Raw genomic sequence first — 18,077 nt, forward strand, 5'->3', positions numbered from 1 at the left:
CTCAATCCTCATTAAAATATGAATGAACTCGAGAACCACACTCATAATCTTTCTAGCCAATTATTTGAGATTCAACAGCAGTTAAATGAATTAAGAAGTCGATTATCTGAAGTACAACTGATTGTAAAGAAAAATTCTGAATCATTTAACAAACAATCTACTACTATCGAGGGCGAATCCAAACAGAACTCTAAATTATCTGAGCAACTGTCGGCGATTGAGAATAATCTTTCACTGGTAAGCGACGTAGTCCGCTACCGACCATTACGAGATATGCTTGCTGCGGAAAAATGGGAAGAAGCAGATAAAGAAACAACCCGGTTAATCGCCGATATCGCTGGACACGAAGACCTAGAAGAATTTCGTCCAGATCAAGTGCAACATTTTCCCTGTGTTCATTTGCAAGTGATTGATAACTTGTGGCTGAATTACAGCAAGGAACGTTTTGGTTTTAGCATTCAAGTTCGTATTTACCAGGAAGAAGGAGGAAATATTGAAACAACCATCGAACAAGATAGTGACATTATTAGGAGATGGGGAAAACGCTTAGGATGGCGTGCAGAAAACCGTTGGCGAAAATGCGAAGAATTAGACTGGACTCTAAACGCTCCCATAGGCTGTCACCCCTCTCGATGGTGGAACTCGCCCTTTGGCTCTAAGATGACCAATTATTTTTTGGCTCGCTTAATAAATTGCGAATTGAATTCTGGTAATAGGTAATTGGTAATCGGTAATAGAGTAATAGGGATAATAAAAATTTTGACTCCTGATAGCTGTTAACTGATAACTGATTTCTTATGTTTGTTGAGTTTTTTATTCGTCGACCTGTTTTAACTATTGTTTCTTCTATCATCATCTTGTTGGTAGGAATAGTTAGTATACCTACCCTAGCTGTAGAACAATACCCAGATATTAGTCCGGTGCAAGTGGTGGTTTCTGCTAATTATATCGGTGCTAGCGCTCGAGTTGTTGAGGATACCGTGACTACCGTTTTGGAAAGAGAGATTAATGGTGTCAAAGGTATGAGGTACATGAGTTCTACTAGTAGCGATGATGGTTCTAGTAGCATTACAGTTACTTTTGAGCAGGGTTATGACCTTGATATTGCCGCTGTTGACGTTCTCAACCGAGTATCAATTGCTGAAGCGCAGTTACCTCAAGCCGTACAAAGAACTGGGGTAAATGTAATTAAACAGTCTAACAGTACTATTGTGGGCATGGGAATCTTCAGTGAGGAAGAGGGTCTTTATGATGATAATTTCATCAGCAATTACGCTGACTTATACGTTCTTGATAGTCTGAAAAGAATTAAAGGTGTTAGTGACGTACGAATATTTGGAGAACGTCGTTATGCTATGCGTTTGTGGATTGATCCCAAACGTCTTGCGAGTAGGAGTGTCACAGCCCAGGATGTAGTCAATGCCTTGCAAGAGCAAAATCTACAAATAGGTGCTGGACGCATCGGTCAACCACCGACAGCAGATGGACAAAAGTATCAATTGACAGTGCGTGCTGCTGGTCGGCTTCAAGATGTTTCTGAGTTTGAGGAAATAGTTCTCAAAACATCAGAAAATGGTACTCTTGTCAAATTAAAAGACGTTGGTCGGGCGGAACTAGGAGCAGAAAGCTACGATACTTTTGCTAGATATCGAGGTCAGGGATCTATTGGTTATCAGGTTTTACAGACCCCTGGTAGTAATGCTTTAGAAGCCGCTAGAGCAGTGAAAGCTAGAATGGCAGAATTATCACAGAATTTTCCACCTGGATTAAGCTATGCTATCCCCTACGATCCAACTTTGTTTATTGAAGAGTCGACTAAAGAAGTAGTTAGTACTTTGATTCAAGCCGTATTACTGGTAATTTTAGTACTCTTTCTATTTTTGCAAGACTGGCGAGCTACTATTGTACCGGCTGTTGTGATTCCTGTAGCGTTAATTGGTACTTTTGCTTTCGTAAAAGTTTTTAATTTTTCCATAAATAGTTTGACCCTATTCGGGTTAACTTTAGCTACGGGGATGGTAGTGGATGATGCCATTGTTGTAGTTGAAGATATCGCCGGGAAAGTACAAAAGCAAGGAATGAGACCCCATTTAGCTGCGATGGAGGCGATGCGGGAGCTTTCTGGGGCTGTAATTGCTACTTCCTTGGTGTTGTTGGCGGTATTTATTCCTGTAGCTTTTTTCCCGGGAACGACAGGACAGCTTTATCAACAATTTGCCTTAACTATTGCATTCTCAGTAATTATTTCTACTTTCAACGCATTAACTCTTACACCAGCTCTTTCTTCCTTGCTCTTACAAGCAGGACAGGAACCCGGAGGTTGGGTGGGTAAAGTATTTGCTGTTATTAACAATGGTATTGACCTAATGCGTCGGGGCTATAAAAATGCCCTATCTTTCCTAACTAGATTAAAAGTTTTAGTATTAGGAGGATTTGCTTTTTTACTGGCAATCACTATTTGGATTTATCAAGTTGTGCCTACTGCTTTTCTTCCAGATGAAGATCAAGGTTACCTAATTAATTTAATTCAAGGTCCGGAAGGAACTTCTTTAGAATATACCAGCGAAGTTATTGAAAAGTCAGATCGGGAATATCTGGATATTCCTGAAGTAGAAGGTACATTTTCTTTAGGAGGATTTAGTTTTACTGGAAGAACCGCAAATAGTGGTCTTTCTTTTGTACCTCTTATTCCTTGGGGAGAACGTAAAGACCCCCAAAAGTCAGCACAAGCAATTCTTTCAAGAGTTCAGGGTGCGTTAGCAAATATTTCTCAAGCTAGGATTATTGCTTTTAACCCACCTGCAATCCAAGGTTTGGGTAATGTGGGTGGTTTTTTGTTTCAATTACAAGATAAAGGCAACAATGACATTAGTACCTTTATCAAGGTTAAAGACCAATTAATTCAAAAAGCTAACGAAAGACCAGAATTACAAAACGTCTTCACTACCTATGCAGCAAATGCTCCCCAATTATTAATTGAAGTAGATCGCGATCGCGCCAATACGTTACAAGTATCTGTTAATGATGTTTTGACAACTGTAGGTACTCTGATTGGTTCAAACTACGTCAACGATTTTAATGCTTTTGGACGAACCTATCGGGTATATGTACAAGCCGATCAAGAATTTCGTTCCCATCCAAAAGATATCGAGCAACTTTATGTCCGTTCTCAACAAGGTAAAATGGTTTCTCTTAGTGACTTAGTGGAAGTTTCTTCCGTTACTGGACCGCCAACTGTTAATCACTATAATCTATTCCGTTCCATTGAAATTAATGGTTCTGCAGCACCCGGCTACAGTTCTGGTCAAGCGATCGCAGCGATGGAGGAAGTTGCTAGTGAAGTTTTACCTCAAAATATGGGTTTTGAATGGTCGGGAATTTCTTTAGAAGAAATTGAATCCGGGGGACAAGCACCAATCATTTTTGGTTTAGGTATTTTATTTGTGTTCCTGGTATTAGCTGCTCAGTACGAGAATTTTGTCGATCCTATAATTATTCTTTTAGCGGTACCTCTGGCAATTTTAGGAGCTTTATTAGCCGAATCAATGCGGGGTTTCCCCAACGATGTGTATTGTCAAGTAGGTTTGGTAATGTTGATTGGTTTGGCGAGTAAAAACGCCATCTTGATTGTAGAATTTGCTAACCAACTGCGCGAACAAGGACTTTCCATAACTAAAGCCGCAGTCCAAGCAGCAGAACAGCGGATGCGACCAATTATTATGACTGCTGTTTCCACTCTTTTAGGAATTTTTCCTCTCGTGATTGCAACGGGAGCAGGTGCAGCTAGTCGACAATCTTTAGGTACTGCTGTTTTTGGCGGGATGCTTGTTTCTACAGTTTTAAGTTTGTTTATTGTTCCGGTACTTTACATTGTAATTGCCACAGTTTTCTGTAAATTTAAAGATGATTGTCGTGGTTTATCTCCACAAAAGGAGCAATTAAAAGAAAAAGAAATAGTCGTAGTAGGTAATAATAGGAGATGAGGTCTCTATATTATAAATACAACTGAAAGTAAAAAATCACAGTATTTACATAATTGGTACATATTAATCCAGTTAAGTAACTTCTGTGAATTTTTATTGAAAATTGACGTTAACTATTGGTAAAAAATGAAAAAATATGATGTGTATATTGCAGTATAAATTTTAATTTTATTTATATTTTATTGACTATAAGTAAGCTGAATTCCAATTAGATATATTATCCTTTATTATATTTATATCACTTGATTAATATATTAAAAATAAATAATGATGACCAATTTTTTATTGATAACAATGAAAGTAAAGTATATAAAAAAGCATAACGCCTATAAATTCGTAAACTATAGGTAGACATATTAAAAATTGGTTGTTTTTATAAGTTTCCAAGGCAATAATATAAAAGTTTGTGATTTTTGTTAAAGTATTTTTTTATAAATATTAAAAAATTAGTATATTAATATGTTTTAACTAACATATGATATTTTATAGGTAACATAACATTAACAGGACTTACTCTATTATCACAATTATCACAGTGAAGAAACTAAATTTAAGCTTGTAGTGGGTACTTTCTTATCCTGATTCAGGGATATATTTCTGACCACGAACTTTAGAATATACTAGTTATACAAGTACTATTATTTTCTATTTCTTAGCAATTTGTAATTTTTATTTCGTATTTTATTTAGTTAAAAGAAATACAAACCTTCTGCAAAAAATTAACCCTAGTAATATTCTTATATACTTATTAAACTTGTGATTAAAGGCTTAAGAAAATTCTCAACAATTTCCAGCCCAGAATATAGTTTCTTTATGGAAGTTTATTTAATATGATACCTAGATCGCTGGGAGGGAAGAAAATCGCAATCCTCGTCGAAAGTGAATTTATTCCCGAGGAAATTGAGGCTTATCAACAGCGCTTTTCTGAACTCAGAGCAACTGTACATTTTATGTCTAGGCTCTGGAATAAACCTAGTCTTCGCTTCTTTAGTGATACCGAGGGAGATGAGACACCTCAAACTCTAGAAGTGAAAATCGATTTTCAGGATGTGGATGTCAATGACTATGCTGCCGTAATTATGGCAGCGAACTATACGAGCGTACGTCTGCGTTACTTTGAGCCAGCTTCAAGTTCTGTAATTACTCCAGAACAAGTTTCTAATGCACCAGCAGTTCAATTTTATGCCAAGGCTATGGCGAATCCCAGAATTGTTAAAGGTGCACTCTGTCATGGGCTTTGGATAATGACACCGATACCAGAATTACTAAAGAGGCGAAGAGTTATCTGTCATGAGGTAGTTCTTGCAGATATCATTAATGCTGGTGCTATATATGAAGCATCACCTTCCGGTGTTGTAGTAGATGGCGATCTTGTGACTGGTCGTTCAAGGAAAGAAGTTAATCTATTTATCGACGCCATTACGGAGCAGATTCAGCAGATTTCCTCTGCAGCAAATCGTTTTTCTGGCAAAAAATTTCTTGCTCCTCTTTCCACAATGAAAAGTGCAAGCTAATGAATCTTCATTGATGTAAAAATATTTCTGCTTTTTAAATGAGGATGAACTTAAAATTCATTTACAAGGAAGCAATCCTATGAAAAAGATTCTAGTAATTTTATCTGAGTGGGGCTATTGGGGTGAAGAACTTGTCGGACCATTGGAAGCTTTTGATGCTGAGGGTTACCAAGTCGATTTTGCAACTCCAACAGGAAAAAGACCAGTAGCACTTCCTCCCAGTATGGATCCTTACTACATCGATCCTCCTTTAGGTAAGCCAGTGGTTTCCCAGGAAATGGCACAGAAAGTCAAGAGTTTAGACGATCCTAGAAATCCTCGCCTAGATAACCCAATAGTTCTGTCCAAATGGTTACCTGATAGACCTTACTGGAGTTCTCCAAAATTTCTTCGGGAAATGGAAGCTTACTACCAGGCACTTGATGAAGTGGAGAAGGATTTGGAACAATACGATGCCATTCTAATAGTAGGTGGTAGTGGTCCAATCATTGATTTAGCAAATAACCATAGAGTTCACGATCTAATTCTTAGTTTTTACAGGGTAGGTAAACCGATTGCTGCAGAATGCTACGGTGTTACTTGCCTTGCCTTTGCTCGCGATCTTGATGACCGCAAGAGCATTATCTGGGGCAAACACGTCACAGGTCATTGCAAGGAATATGATTACATGGATGGAACTGGATTTGTAGGTACTGATCTGAACATGGGACCTCCCCCCTATCCACTGGAATATATCCTACGTGATGCTACGGGTCCAAATGGGCAATACCATGGCAATGTTGGTAAAGGCATATCCGTAATTGTTGACTATCCATTTATCACTGGTCGTTCCACTCCAGATTCTTATATGACTGGTCAAAAATTGGTAGAAGTTTTAGAGAAAGAACTTAAGCGCTACGGGTGGTAATTATGTTAGCAGAAAAAATAGCTGTTAAAACAGGTCGCTTTGCAATCATTGAACAACTTTTGGCAGACGGTATCCAGTACATGTTTGGTAACCCTGGTACCGTAGAAGAAGGATTTCTAGATACATTGGGTAAGTATTACCCAGACTTTAAATATATATTTGCATTGCAAGAAACGATAGCGGTGGCGGCAGCAGATGGATATGCTCGCGTTACTAAGAAACCAACGGTGGTGCAGCTTCACACTGGTGTTGGTTTGGGGAATGGAATAGGGATGATGTATCAGGCAATGCGTGGTCACGCACCGTTGGTGGTGTTGGCTGGTGAAGCAGGTATTAAATATGATGCGATGGATGCTCAAATGGCTGTCGATCTTGTAAGCATGGCCAAACCTGTTACCAAATGGTCAACCCGGGTGATTCATCCTTCTTCTGTTTTGCGCGTGCTGCGACGGGCGATCAAAATAGCTGCTACGCCTCCTATGGGTCCTGTGTTTGTATCCCTACCAATGGATGTTCTGGATGCTCCCAATCATGAAAAAGTAGTTCCAACTTCTATTCCGGTGACGCGGGTTACTCCAGAAGTTGACGAATTAGCTCAGGCAGCAGCTATACTTGCTAATGCATCAGAGCCAATGATAATTGTAGGTGATGGTGTAGCTGTCTCAGATGCGCAAGCTGAATTAACACGTGTAGCTGAAATCATCGGTGCTCAGGTGTGGGGAGCAGATTCATCTGAGCCAAACATGAATGATACACACCCTCTGTATCAAGGACTTCTTGGTCATATGTTTGGCGAGCATAGCTCTCAAATCACGTTGCAAGCAGATGTAATTTTGATTGTTGGAACTTATGTTTTCCCTGAAGTATTTCCTACACTTTCTGGTGTTTTTGCTGAAAATGCAAAAGTTATTCATATTGACCTAGATACTTATGAAATAGCCAAAAACTTTCCAGTAAATATTGGTTTACTTGGGGACCCCAAAACTACCCTTGCGAAATTGGCTATTGAACTAGAATCAACAATAACAGTTGAAAAGAAGGAATCAGCAAATGAAAGAACTGCTTTAATTGCTGAAGAAAAACAGCATAAATTGAATGCTTTATTTGAAGCTGACAAGGCTGTGTATGACTCAGTACCCTTACATATGTCTCGCTTTGCAAAGGAGTTAGCAACTTATATACCGGAAGATACAATCATCTTCGATGAAGCTCTTACTAACTCTCCAGAACTGTGTCGATACATACCAGCTACAACAATAGGACGGTATTTTCAAACGCGAGGCGGATCCTTGGGTGTTGGTATTCCTGGAGCAATTGGTATCAAATTAGCTCATCCTGACAAAACGGTAATTGCGGTTACGGGCGATGGTGGTTCTATGTACACTATCCAGGCGCTCTGGACAGCTGTGCACCACAATATTGATGCCAAATTTATAATTTGCAATAACCAGGGTTACCAAATACTTAAGCTAAATATTTTGCACTATTGGCGCGAACATAATATACCAGAACACGAATACCCATCTTCTTTTAATTTGTGTGAGCCGGATCTCCATTTTGATCGGATAGCCGAAGCTATGGGAGTTGGGTCTATACGAGTTGAGAAGCCAGAGCAAATTGGTCCTGCAATCCAAAAAGCGTTGAGCTACAACGGACCTTTCTTGATTGACTTGGTACTCACAAATGAAATTCAAGGTACAAAGATTGGGATTAAGTGTGGTCAGTAATGCAATATTCACCCCAAATAAATTGGTCACACATCATTAAATTAAATAGTCAATCTTTTCTGTTGAGCTATCGATGTTGAGAAACTTTGTGAGTGTCTCATAACTCAAATAGGATTGATACAGATATAAACTTTACTGATTAAAACGGAGAAAAGCAATGACAGTAGCTAATTTAGCACCTCTAACAGAGTCAGAAATAAAGCAAATGGCAGCGGATTGGTATCGGAAATTAGACGTTCATGCTCCACTAGAAGAATTCATTCCTTTACTGGCTGAACAAGGTTTAGAAATGCGTTTTCCGGAAGTGACAGCCTATGGCTTTGACGCATTTAAAGATTGGTATGAGCGTGTTATTAATATTTTCTTTGATGAAGTACATACCTTAAAAGAGGTTAAAGTTACATCTTCAGGAAACGAGGTAACTGTTAAAGTTGTAGTTAAATGGGAAGCTAGTATTTGGAATCCACCTGCACCAAGTAGCGAACGGATTATTTTAGATGCTTATCAAACATGGATCGTTGAGCGATCGGCAAAGACTCAGAAGCCGGTGATAAAAACTTATATTGTCGACTCACTGGATTACTATGAAGGCTCTGCTAAACTTTAGGTGGTAAATATTAACATGGTGCTGTAGAGGCTGCAGTTTGATTTAGATACCAAATTCATTGGCGGAATCAGCTGAAATACCGGGATAGTAAGGTTTATTAACGGGACTTGGACAAATAACTAAGGGGAAAAAGCCTTAAATATATTCAGAGAAAGAGATATATCTCAAATCTCAAAAATTGCTCTTAAGTAAGTCGGTACAAATAAACCTAATCATGTAACAAAATGTAAATAAACCTGGAGTCTTGCTATTGCTGAATCTCCAACTTCCTACCACTAGCCTACGGCAAATCTGTTAGCAAAAGTGTGACGTTAGTCTACGCAGTGACATTTTACGCCGACTTACTTAGTAAAGCATGGCTATAGCCGTAATCAAGAGATATTAAGCATCTAACATAGATTCAAAATCTTTGGCTTATATAGCTTTTAGGCTTTTTTCATAATAACAATGTCCAAGTCCCGTAAGAATTTGATTTACTGACACTACAGAATTTAATTATGAAAAATATACCTAATTCTTCACTAGGAAAAATGTATAAGGAGCATATTCAATTAATCCTAGACAAAGACATTGATGGGCTCTTAAATCAATATACTGATGATGCTGTCCTTATTAGTAGCTTTGAGAAAAAACCACTTTATTTCAGAGGCTCTAAAGAATTGAAAGAACATTTCCAGGGTATCTTAGGTATTCAAGGTTTGCAAACTGATATTGCTTTTTGGGCAGAGACTGAAAATCCAACTACACTAATGATAGTAGAAGCGATCAAAATGCAGACTGAAAGCGGTGAAGCCACAATGCGGTTTGCTGACAGTTGGGTTTTAAGAGATAACAAGATTGCTATTCATTTTGCTGGTATGACTCAGTATCCGGATGGTTCTGTTGCTTAAAACAATTCTCAGTATAGATATTAGTCAAATGACCTAAACATTATATCTTTGTGTTGAAAGTCAAAACTTTTTGCAACTTAATACTGCATAAAAACTTGTGTGAAATGAGATTGTAAAGTTTTGACTAATTTTCTGAAAGTACAGAGAACAAAATTTATATCAGTTTGCAATTCAATGAGGTATATGTGGGCGAATAAAATTGGAGAATCTAAAAACATGACGGAATTCAAATCCAAAGTGGCTTTAGTTACAGGTGGTACTTCAGGAATTGGTCGCGCTACAGCTCTAGCATTTGCTAAGGAAGGTTCAAAGGTAATTATTGCTGGTCGTTCAGCTAACAAGGGTGAGGAAACACTAAAACTTATTAACGAAATCAACGGTGAAGCAATATTTGTGCCATGCGATGTTTCCAATGCAACAGAAGTAAAGTCTCTAATTCAGACAATAGTTAAAAAGTATGGCAGACTTGATTATGCCTGTAATAATGCCGGAGTTGAAGATCATTTCAAATTTCCTATAGCTTCATATCCAGAGGATATGTGGGATTATGTTATTAAAAACAATCTAACAAGTAATTTTCTTTGTATGAAGTACGAAATTCAGCAAATGCTAGAACAGGGAGGAGGAATAATTGTCAATATGTCCTCAGATTTAAGTCAAGTAGGGATGCCTAACGGTTGTGGTTATGTTACTTCCAAAACCGCTCAGCTTGGTTTAACCAGAACCGTTGCTCTAGAGTATGCAACTCAAGGTATCCGTGTGAATGCTGTTTGTCCTGGAGCAGTAGCAACACCAATGATGGATACAATTGGCATCACAGAAGGAACAGAGGCATACGAAAACTTAATAAGTTCTATTCCTGCTAAACGCCTAGGGAAGCCAGAAGAAATCGCAGGAGTAGTTTTATGGTTATGTTCAGATGCTGCTTCCTATGTGAATGGACACGCATTGGTAGTAGATGGTGCTTATATAGTTCAATAGACTGTCAGTAAATCGTAAACTTAACCCTCTTCTAAAAAAGCAAAGATATTGTTAAAAGTTTATTAATTAGGAAAGATTGACCATGATTACTAATACTGCTGGGCGCAAGTTTTTTGATGAACATATTCAATACCTCCTAGTAAAAGATGTAGCTGGGATGGTCAAAAATACTTACACTCAAGATGCTATTCTTTACAACGCATTCCCTTTCCTAGATACTCCACCTCCAAATGTTATCAAAGGTCAGGAAGAACTAATCAAAGTTTTTAACGCTTACCTCGACTATCAGGGTGATATCCAAGTCGACTCTCTGTATAACTTTTTAGAGACTGAGGATGTCATTTCCTTTCAAGCTACAATTACTTCACCTAAGACCGGAAAATGGGCTGTTGGTGATGTTTGGCTAATGCAGGGTGGTAAAATTTCTCGTCATATTGGTTTTGCCCATAGCCTATAAGTATGTAAAAAGATCCCCGACAAAGAGAAGAATGATTATGGAACTAGTACATGAATTTACATATACTGTTTATGCCAAAGAGGGGCTTCCAATAGGGAAGGGGCCATATGGAGAACGCCAATGCTTTGAATTTCGCGAAGGTGTAGTACAAGGAGAACACCTAAATGGGAAGGTGGTCGGACCCGGTGCAGACTGGATACTAATGGGTGAAGACAGTTGGTTTCGCATGGATTGCCGTACACAGATACAAACTAATGATGGGGCTTACATTTATGTCATTTATCTAGGTCTCGTAGAAGCGAATGAGACATTTAGGTTAGCTGTAAAAGAAAAGAAAGAAACCAAGTTCGATAACCAATACATCCGAGCCTACTTTACCTTGGAAACCGGTGATCCCCGATACAACTGGGTCAACCAGGCGCTATTCATCGGTGAAGCTCGTTTAGTGAAGAATGGGCCAGGTATGGAGCACAAAGTCTATCGTTTAGCCTGATCAAGAGTATATGGGCGAGCGAACGTTCGGAGGATGAACATACAAGCAAAAGAATGTGAGATTACTCCGAAAACTAGATCCTTATTAGCGCTCTTCCATCACTCTGGGGAAGTAAAAATCTCAGAAAATTTTTTAACCTCAAACAGGGAGTGAGTTTGGAGCTTTATCTTCTAACACTATGCATAAAATCATCACTTTTGGCTAAAAGTCTTATGCAACAAGGATTTAATTTTTTACTCTGAAGAGAGTGATGGAAGAGCGTTAGTGTAATTCACCATTTTTAAAGTTAATCACTAAGTAAAGTCTCTCTAGAGTTGTATCGGTTGTACAATAATTTCAGCTTTTTCTTTACCCCCTCATTCCATTAAAAGGAAAATTCCATGCAGATTTCTATCAAAGTCAATGGTAAAGATTATAGTGGAGATGTTGAGCCACGGTTGCTTCTTGTGGATTTTCTCCGCGATAGCTTAGATCTGACGGGAACAAAAAACGGCTGTGATACAGGTCAGTGCGGTGCTTGTACAATTATGATTGATGGAGTGTCTGTTAAAAGTTGTACAATGTTAGCAGTTCAAGCTAATGGCAGTGATGTAACGACGATTGAGGGTGTCACTCACAATGGTCAACTTAGTCTTTTGCAAGAAGCATTGTGGGAAATGCACGGCCTACAGTGCGGTTATTGCACACCAGGTATGGTCATATTATTAATGGATCTCTTACAACGCAATCCTGAACCTAGCGAGGCAGAGATACGATATTGGCTTGATGGTGTTTTATGCCGTTGTGGTACTTACCAAAATATTATCTGTGCGGTACATCGTGCTGCTGAGAAAATGCAATCAAAATCTGTAACGGCTCAGTAGTCGGTATAGGAGATTACGAGTAACGACAATTAAGGTGAACTCACCCTGGCGTTTTCCTTGCGAGTAAATATCTGCTGTTTGTTGTGAAGAAGTTTATTTTGTTTATAACTACTCATAAGGAAACTGAGTGTAATTCCTCCTCTCTTTTTCAATACGAGAATAAGGTAATGAAACTTTAGAGGAGTGGAGGAGCTAACAGTTAATTTTGATTTTTTTCATCACTCAGTGTTAAGAGTAAAGGCTTAATTTAGCGTAAAACACCAGGTAAAATACGACACTTTTAAGCTTTTCAGGGTTAATAGGTAGAGGTGCAAGTAGAAGTTTACCTAGTATCACGATGATATAAGGAATCCCCTAAATGTCCCTACCCAAGATGATTTACAAGCATTGGAAATAAATATCTAATACTACACGGCAGAAATGAAACATCTATCTATATAAAACAGCCACAAGCTGTATATAATAACACTTTTGTTTTTGACTTTAATGTAGTAGTACTAGTACACAAGCAAAGTTTAGTGATTCAAGACATAAGTATCATGGAAATAAAACTTGTTGAAAATTACTTTAACGCTTGGAATAATCACGATCCAGATACTCTAGTGGCTTTATTTGCCGAAAAAGGAACTTACTGGGATCCAACAACTGATAAGGAGCTAAGTGGGAATGCCATAAAACAATATGCAGTCAATATGATTTCTGCGTTTCCTGACATATCCTTTGATTTACAAAATATAGCGTTAACAGAAAATTCGGTTGTAGCAATTCAGTGGGTAATGAAGGGTACAAATACAGGACCGATGCTAAAAGGATTGCCACCAACTAACAATTCAATAACACTTCCCGGAACTAATTTTATTGAAGGTGAAAATAACCTGATCCGCTCTGTTAAAGGTTATTTCGATCAGAAAACCTTATTTGAACAGTTAGGTTTTGACAATATAGTTCAGCCAAGACAACTCGGAAATATAACTTTTGGTACTGCTTTAAGAGTATCATCTGACAAAAATAAAAAACCACCTAGCGCCATGGCTATGACTTGGATCGTGGCGAGATCAAAAAATGAATTAGAAGAAATAGTGAGCCACGCGACTAAGATCAATCAAGAATGGTCTCAATCCCCTGGATTTATTGGTCTAATTGAAGGTTTCAATCAGAATCGCGGCTTTACTGCAACTGCTTGGGAAAGTATTGAAGATGTAAAAAGAGCTGCTCACCATGGACCTGCTCATACAGATGCGATGAAGCACTTTAAGGTCGGCTTATCGGGTGGAGTTTTTACAAGTTTATGGGTACCTTATAAGCTAAACACTTTATGGATACGTTGTGAGAACTGTGGTACTGCTAATGATGGAACCCGTACTGATGGGCTATGTACTAATTGTGGTATGCCTCTGCCTGAACAACCGTCATTTTGGTAAATGAACGTATTCATAATACATCTAATGAATTAGCCTAAATTGACACTGAAGTAGCAAATACAGAGTGTATTTTTCGTTAGTGTTACTATCTGTCACTTTCTTAAGTCTTACTCCAATTTAAGGTTCCCAAATATAGTTAAGCGGTATTACCTATTACTTGGAGTAAATTAAATAATTTTTGTGCTGTTTAAAGCGCAAGTCAAATAAGGAGATGTTATGTTATGCGCGCTGATACATTTACAAAACAAGACACTGATATTGCTTCCGAATACAACCCCTTTATCCCTCCCCAGCTTGATAACCCTTATCCCATTTATGCTCGTGCTCGTAAAGAAGCACCTGTGTTCTACAACACAATGTTGGATTTGTGGATTGTTACCAGTTATGACGATATTTCTCATATTTTAAAAAACCCAGCTTACTTTTCTTCGATTCATAACTTTGATCCTGCATATCCTTTACCTCCTGAAGTAGTGGAGATTCTTAAACAGGGCTATTCAAAGATATTTACTATGGTGGTTTCCGACCCACCTGAACATACACGTCTTCGTAAACAACTCCAATCAGTATTTAACGAAAAGAAATTTGCAACAATGGAGTTGCGGATTAAAGAGATTAGTAATGAGTTGGTAGATAAATTTTGGCATGACGGTCAAGCTGATCTAGTTACACAATACAGTAAGCTTTTACCCCTTACAGTAATGTTCGATTTGATGGGATTACCGCGTACAGATATGAACATTATCAAGCAGACGTGTGATGAAATATCCATATTGCTGTGGGGTCAGTCTGTATCTCTAGAAAATCAAATAGCATACGCTCACAACATTGTGGCTTTGCAGCACTACTTGGCTGCTCAAGTGGAAGAACGTCGTGCTGCACCACGGGATGATATGCTTTCTGAATTAGCCAACACCTGTGTAGAAGGGCAAATGCCCTTAACAACTTCAGAAATAGTGAATTTGGTCACGACTTTGTTATTTGCTAGTAATGGAACTATTACTTATTGGTTGAGTAATGCCCTAATGCTGCTGAATCATCCAGCAGAATTACAAATTCTTCGAGAAGATCTGAGTTTAGTAGATAAATACATTGAAGAAACTATACGTATGGAACCTCCTATACAAGGATTGATCCGAACTGCTAAACAAGATGTTAAAATTCGCGGAATTGAAATTCCTGCTGGAGCACGCTTCCAAGTTATGATAGCCTCAGCCAATCGTGACGAAACTCATTTTCCCGATCCTGATCGCTTTGATATTCATCGAGAGAAATTGGCTTACAAACATCTTGGTTTTGGGCAGGGCATTCATCGCTGTATAGGTTCATATTTAGCAAAGGTTCAAGGTCGGATAGCGATTCAAGTTTTGCTTCAAAGATTACCTAATCTGCGGCGAAAGCAAAATCAACTTCTAGAGTTTGAGCCAAACCTAATTTTTCGCATATTGAAAGGCTTGATTGTAGAGTGGTAAACACTTGTAGTTTGAGATTGAATTAAACCCAAATATTTAGTAATAATTTCAAGGAATTTTGAAACTATGGATAGTTTTTCTCTAAAACAAAAGCGTGTTGTAATAATCGGTGGATCACAAGGGATTGGTCTAGCAGTTGCTCAAGCTGCAAGTGCTGCTGGTGCATGGGTAGCAATTGCAAGTAGGTCAAAGGATAAACTGACTCGTGCTGCTACTACAATTTTAGGGGAAGTTGAAACCTACTCTATTGATTTCACACACGAAGATGAAGTCGCTGACTTGTTCCAAAATAAAATCCGTGAGTTTGATCACCTGGTTGTCACTGCTTTTTCTTTCAGTGGAGGTCCAATTGCTAAATTACCAATGTCAGATGCTAAAGCCATTTTCGAAGGTAAGTTCTGGGGTGCATATCAAGCAATTAAGTATGCTAGACCATACTTATCAGACAGCGGCTCGATTACTCTATTTTCAGGGAATATGTCCCAACGTCCTGGTGGAGGAGGCTTTGCAGCTGGTATTGCAGCTGGTGGGGCGCTTGAAATACTGGGACGAGCACTGGCCGTCGAGCTTGGTCCCATTCGCGTTAACGTAATTAGTCCAGGTGTTGTGGATACACCTGCTTGGGGATTATTGAATGATAAATTCCGTGAAACTATGTTCGATCAGGCAAGGCAACTTTTTCCAGTAGGACGAATCGCTGAACCTGAAGACCTCGCACATGCAACTTTGGCTCTTATGACTAATAAATTTATTACCGGTGTAACACTCTTAGTCGATGGTGGTGAAGTCCTGAGCATGTTTCCTCAACCCGAGATGAAAGAAGATGTAGGTAAGATGACACATCCTCTGGTTGAGATAGAAGTATAACTGAGTTTCATTGTCAAGTTAAGTTGCAATCAAAGTAGTAATTGACCACTAGTCAACTCATTGGTTTTAGAAATGAAAATTCTTGCTATTGGAAAAATTCCATCTGGTGTCCCCCTAAACAATGTACAGACCCACCTAGCAGCAGAAGCAGAAAAGGTATGGCAATTATATATAAGTGAATCGCTGCGGGAGATTTACTTGCGAACCGATCAACCTGGTGCTGTTGTCGTATTGGAATGTGTTGATGTTGAGGCAGCAAAAGCAATTTTAGCTACTTTACCATTGGTGAAGGCTGGTATGCTGGATTTTGACTTCATCCCGTTAGGACCATTTCGAACTTACGAATTACTGTTCGCTAGTATTACCAAGTTAAGTGAGCCACAATCGAAAAAAATACTATCCCCTACGGGAAATGTCAATGGCAGAGATTAGCCAGCAGATTGAGCGCCAGTCAACTCACACTAAATTGACAATCATTATTGCATTATTTAGCAATATTCTGTAGCAAAGAGTTGATGTTGTTTTAGATGAGAGAAATTGCATGTATGTTCAGACTAGATGATTTAAAGCATTGCATTTGTCTCTCTCATACTCATGAAGATTAACCCTCTTCCGTCACTCTCCGGAAACAAAAATCAATGGCGATGTTTAAAGATTTCACTATGACTGGGTTTGTGGCTTTATTTCGTAACATTATAAATGTTATCATCGCTTTAAAGTAAAATCTTTCTAATACAAGGGTTTCAGCTTTTTATCTGGATAAAGTGACAGAAGAGGGTTAATGTGAGTTTTTTCCTTGATTATTTTTAATCTCCCAATATAACAGTAATTTCTGGAGATCAATGTCATTTGTGGTGTGTAGTATGTTGCTGGAAAAATGCAGCTAAAATCTGTGATGACTACTGCTATCGCTCGAGGGGATGATGAGTCATGGAATTAGCAATTACCAAAGATAAAAGTTCAAGGACTTTAACAGAAGTAGAAACATGGGACAAATCGCTATTGTCATTCTTGCTGCTGGTAGGGGTTCGCGATTTGGGGATCATTCTCCCAAACCTCTGGCTTTGCTGGCAGGACGATCGCTAATTTCTTATGCTCTTACTGCTGCTTTTGATAGTGGTCTCGCCCCAGTGTTGCTTGTCCTCGGATATGGTTATCAGAAAGTTGTTTCATCTGTCCCACCGAGTGTGAAAATTGTACATAATCCTAGTTGGCAGTGTGGAATTGCTTCTAGTCTAAAAGCGGCCTTACGAGTATTAGAGCCATATAAGTCTATCGAGGCTCTTTGCATTGGTCTTGCCGATCAGCCTCTTGTAGGTGCTGCTTCTTACCAGCATCTCGTATCTGCTTACTATGAGGGAGCTTCTTTTGCTGTCGCAACTTACGGAGGATTTAGGCGTAATCCCGTGTTGCTTGCTCGTTCAATGTGGCATAATGCCATGAAACTTGAAGGAGATGAAGGAGCCAAACAGTTAATGCAAGTTCATCCAGTCGTGGAGGTAGATTGCGATGGTACAGGTAACCCTGTTGATGTTGATACCAAAGATGAACTTCAGCAATTGGAAACAAATATTTTGCTTCCCCTCAGTTTGGAGTTGAACTGATTGATCTGAACTCACATTCCGCAGTTCAATACGTACCACGCAAAGTAATACGAAAATTATCTTTAGCTTGCCATTTTTTACGCATAAAGACTTAATATTTTCAGGTATTGTGTCTATAAAGCTACTCTTGGCAAGTCAGAGGAAGTTGCACAAGCCGTAGTATGGTTGTGGGTTGTGCTCGGACGCGGCTAATTTCGTCACAGGGCATAATATGCTCATCGACGGAGGACAGACTGCACAGTAAGGTTGAATAGATGTAAGTAAGGGTCGCTAGTATAAGCATTCTGATAG

16 protein-coding genes and 1 pseudogene are annotated in these 18,077 nt (G+C 38.8%); all 17 read left to right on the forward strand.

Features of this window, described 5'->3' with window-relative positions; translation table 11 throughout:
* Window positions 1–18 precede the first annotated feature (18 nt).
* The gene (locus BC008_RS24935; RefSeq protein ID WP_027845238.1) at window positions 19–720 is read left to right on the forward strand and encodes a GUN4 domain-containing protein; all 702 of its coding nucleotides are present in this window, start codon (window positions 19–21) and stop codon (window positions 718–720) included.
* A 77-nt stretch (window positions 721–797) separates the two neighbouring features.
* Entirely contained in the window at window positions 798–3,983 is a 3,186-nt protein-coding gene (locus BC008_RS24940; protein ID WP_058183984.1) for an efflux RND transporter permease subunit, read from the forward strand.
* An 830-nt stretch (window positions 3,984–4,813) separates the two neighbouring features.
* Window positions 4,814–5,497 (forward strand): DJ-1/PfpI family protein, encoded by a 684-nt coding sequence (locus BC008_RS24945; RefSeq protein ID WP_027843515.1) that lies wholly within the window; start codon window positions 4,814–4,816, stop codon window positions 5,495–5,497.
* 79 nt (window positions 5,498–5,576) lie between these two features.
* The gene (locus BC008_RS24950) at window positions 5,577–6,404 is read left to right on the forward strand and encodes a type 1 glutamine amidotransferase domain-containing protein (protein WP_027843516.1); all 828 of its coding nucleotides are present in this window, start codon (window positions 5,577–5,579) and stop codon (window positions 6,402–6,404) included.
* A gap of 2 nt (window positions 6,405–6,406) precedes the next feature.
* Window positions 6,407–8,131 carry a thiamine pyrophosphate-binding protein gene (locus BC008_RS24955; RefSeq protein WP_235595935.1) on the forward strand — a complete coding sequence of 575 codons (1,725 nt, stop codon included), beginning with the start codon at window positions 6,407–6,409 and terminating at the stop codon, window positions 8,129–8,131.
* Between the two features lie 157 nt (window positions 8,132–8,288).
* Complete coding sequence (locus BC008_RS24960; protein ID WP_027843518.1) at window positions 8,289–8,738, forward strand: hypothetical protein; 450 nt, start codon at window positions 8,289–8,291, stop codon at window positions 8,736–8,738.
* A 497-nt stretch (window positions 8,739–9,235) separates the two neighbouring features.
* On the forward strand, window positions 9,236–9,628 hold the full coding sequence (locus tag BC008_RS24965) for a nuclear transport factor 2 family protein (RefSeq protein WP_027843519.1): 393 nt from the start codon (window positions 9,236–9,238) through the stop codon (window positions 9,626–9,628).
* Between the two features lie 216 nt (window positions 9,629–9,844).
* Window positions 9,845–10,609, forward strand: coding sequence for an SDR family NAD(P)-dependent oxidoreductase (locus tag BC008_RS24970; RefSeq protein ID WP_027843520.1), 765 nt, complete (start codon window positions 9,845–9,847; stop codon window positions 10,607–10,609).
* Window positions 10,610–10,691: 82 nt separating this feature from the next.
* Window positions 10,692–11,066 (forward strand): hypothetical protein, encoded by a 375-nt coding sequence (locus tag BC008_RS24975; RefSeq protein ID WP_027843521.1) that lies wholly within the window; start codon window positions 10,692–10,694, stop codon window positions 11,064–11,066.
* A gap of 37 nt (window positions 11,067–11,103) precedes the next feature.
* The gene (locus tag BC008_RS24980) at window positions 11,104–11,559 is read left to right on the forward strand and encodes a DUF3237 domain-containing protein (protein WP_027843522.1); all 456 of its coding nucleotides are present in this window, start codon (window positions 11,104–11,106) and stop codon (window positions 11,557–11,559) included.
* 380 nt (window positions 11,560–11,939) lie between these two features.
* Complete coding sequence (locus BC008_RS24985; RefSeq protein ID WP_027843523.1) at window positions 11,940–12,422, forward strand: (2Fe-2S)-binding protein; 483 nt, start codon at window positions 11,940–11,942, stop codon at window positions 12,420–12,422.
* 539 nt (window positions 12,423–12,961) lie between these two features.
* A complete protein-coding gene (locus tag BC008_RS24990; RefSeq protein WP_036265569.1) occupies window positions 12,962–13,843 on the forward strand; it encodes an ester cyclase in 882 nt (293 codons plus the stop codon).
* Window positions 13,844–14,064: 221 nt separating this feature from the next.
* Window positions 14,065–15,315 (forward strand): cytochrome P450, encoded by a 1,251-nt coding sequence (locus tag BC008_RS24995; protein ID WP_058183986.1) that lies wholly within the window; start codon window positions 14,065–14,067, stop codon window positions 15,313–15,315.
* 66 nt (window positions 15,316–15,381) lie between these two features.
* Window positions 15,382–16,182 carry an SDR family oxidoreductase gene (locus tag BC008_RS25000; RefSeq protein ID WP_058183987.1) on the forward strand — a complete coding sequence of 267 codons (801 nt, stop codon included), beginning with the start codon at window positions 15,382–15,384 and terminating at the stop codon, window positions 16,180–16,182.
* Window positions 16,183–16,254: 72 nt separating this feature from the next.
* Window positions 16,255–16,614 (forward strand): RNA-binding protein, encoded by a 360-nt coding sequence (locus BC008_RS25005; RefSeq protein ID WP_063800812.1) that lies wholly within the window; start codon window positions 16,255–16,257, stop codon window positions 16,612–16,614.
* A gap of 554 nt (window positions 16,615–17,168) precedes the next feature.
* Window positions 17,169–17,786, forward strand: coding sequence for a nucleotidyltransferase family protein (locus BC008_RS25010; protein ID WP_036265570.1), 618 nt, complete (start codon window positions 17,169–17,171; stop codon window positions 17,784–17,786).
* A 126-nt stretch (window positions 17,787–17,912) separates the two neighbouring features.
* A pseudogene (locus BC008_RS51525) lies at window positions 17,913–18,030 on the forward strand (SDR family oxidoreductase); the annotation flags it as partial.
* Between the last annotated feature and the right edge of the window lie 47 nt (window positions 18,031–18,077).

The sequence above is a fragment of the Mastigocoleus testarum BC008 genome, from assembly GCF_001456025.1.
Classification (GTDB): Bacteria; Cyanobacteriota; Cyanobacteriia; order Cyanobacteriales; family Nostocaceae; genus Mastigocoleus; species Mastigocoleus testarum.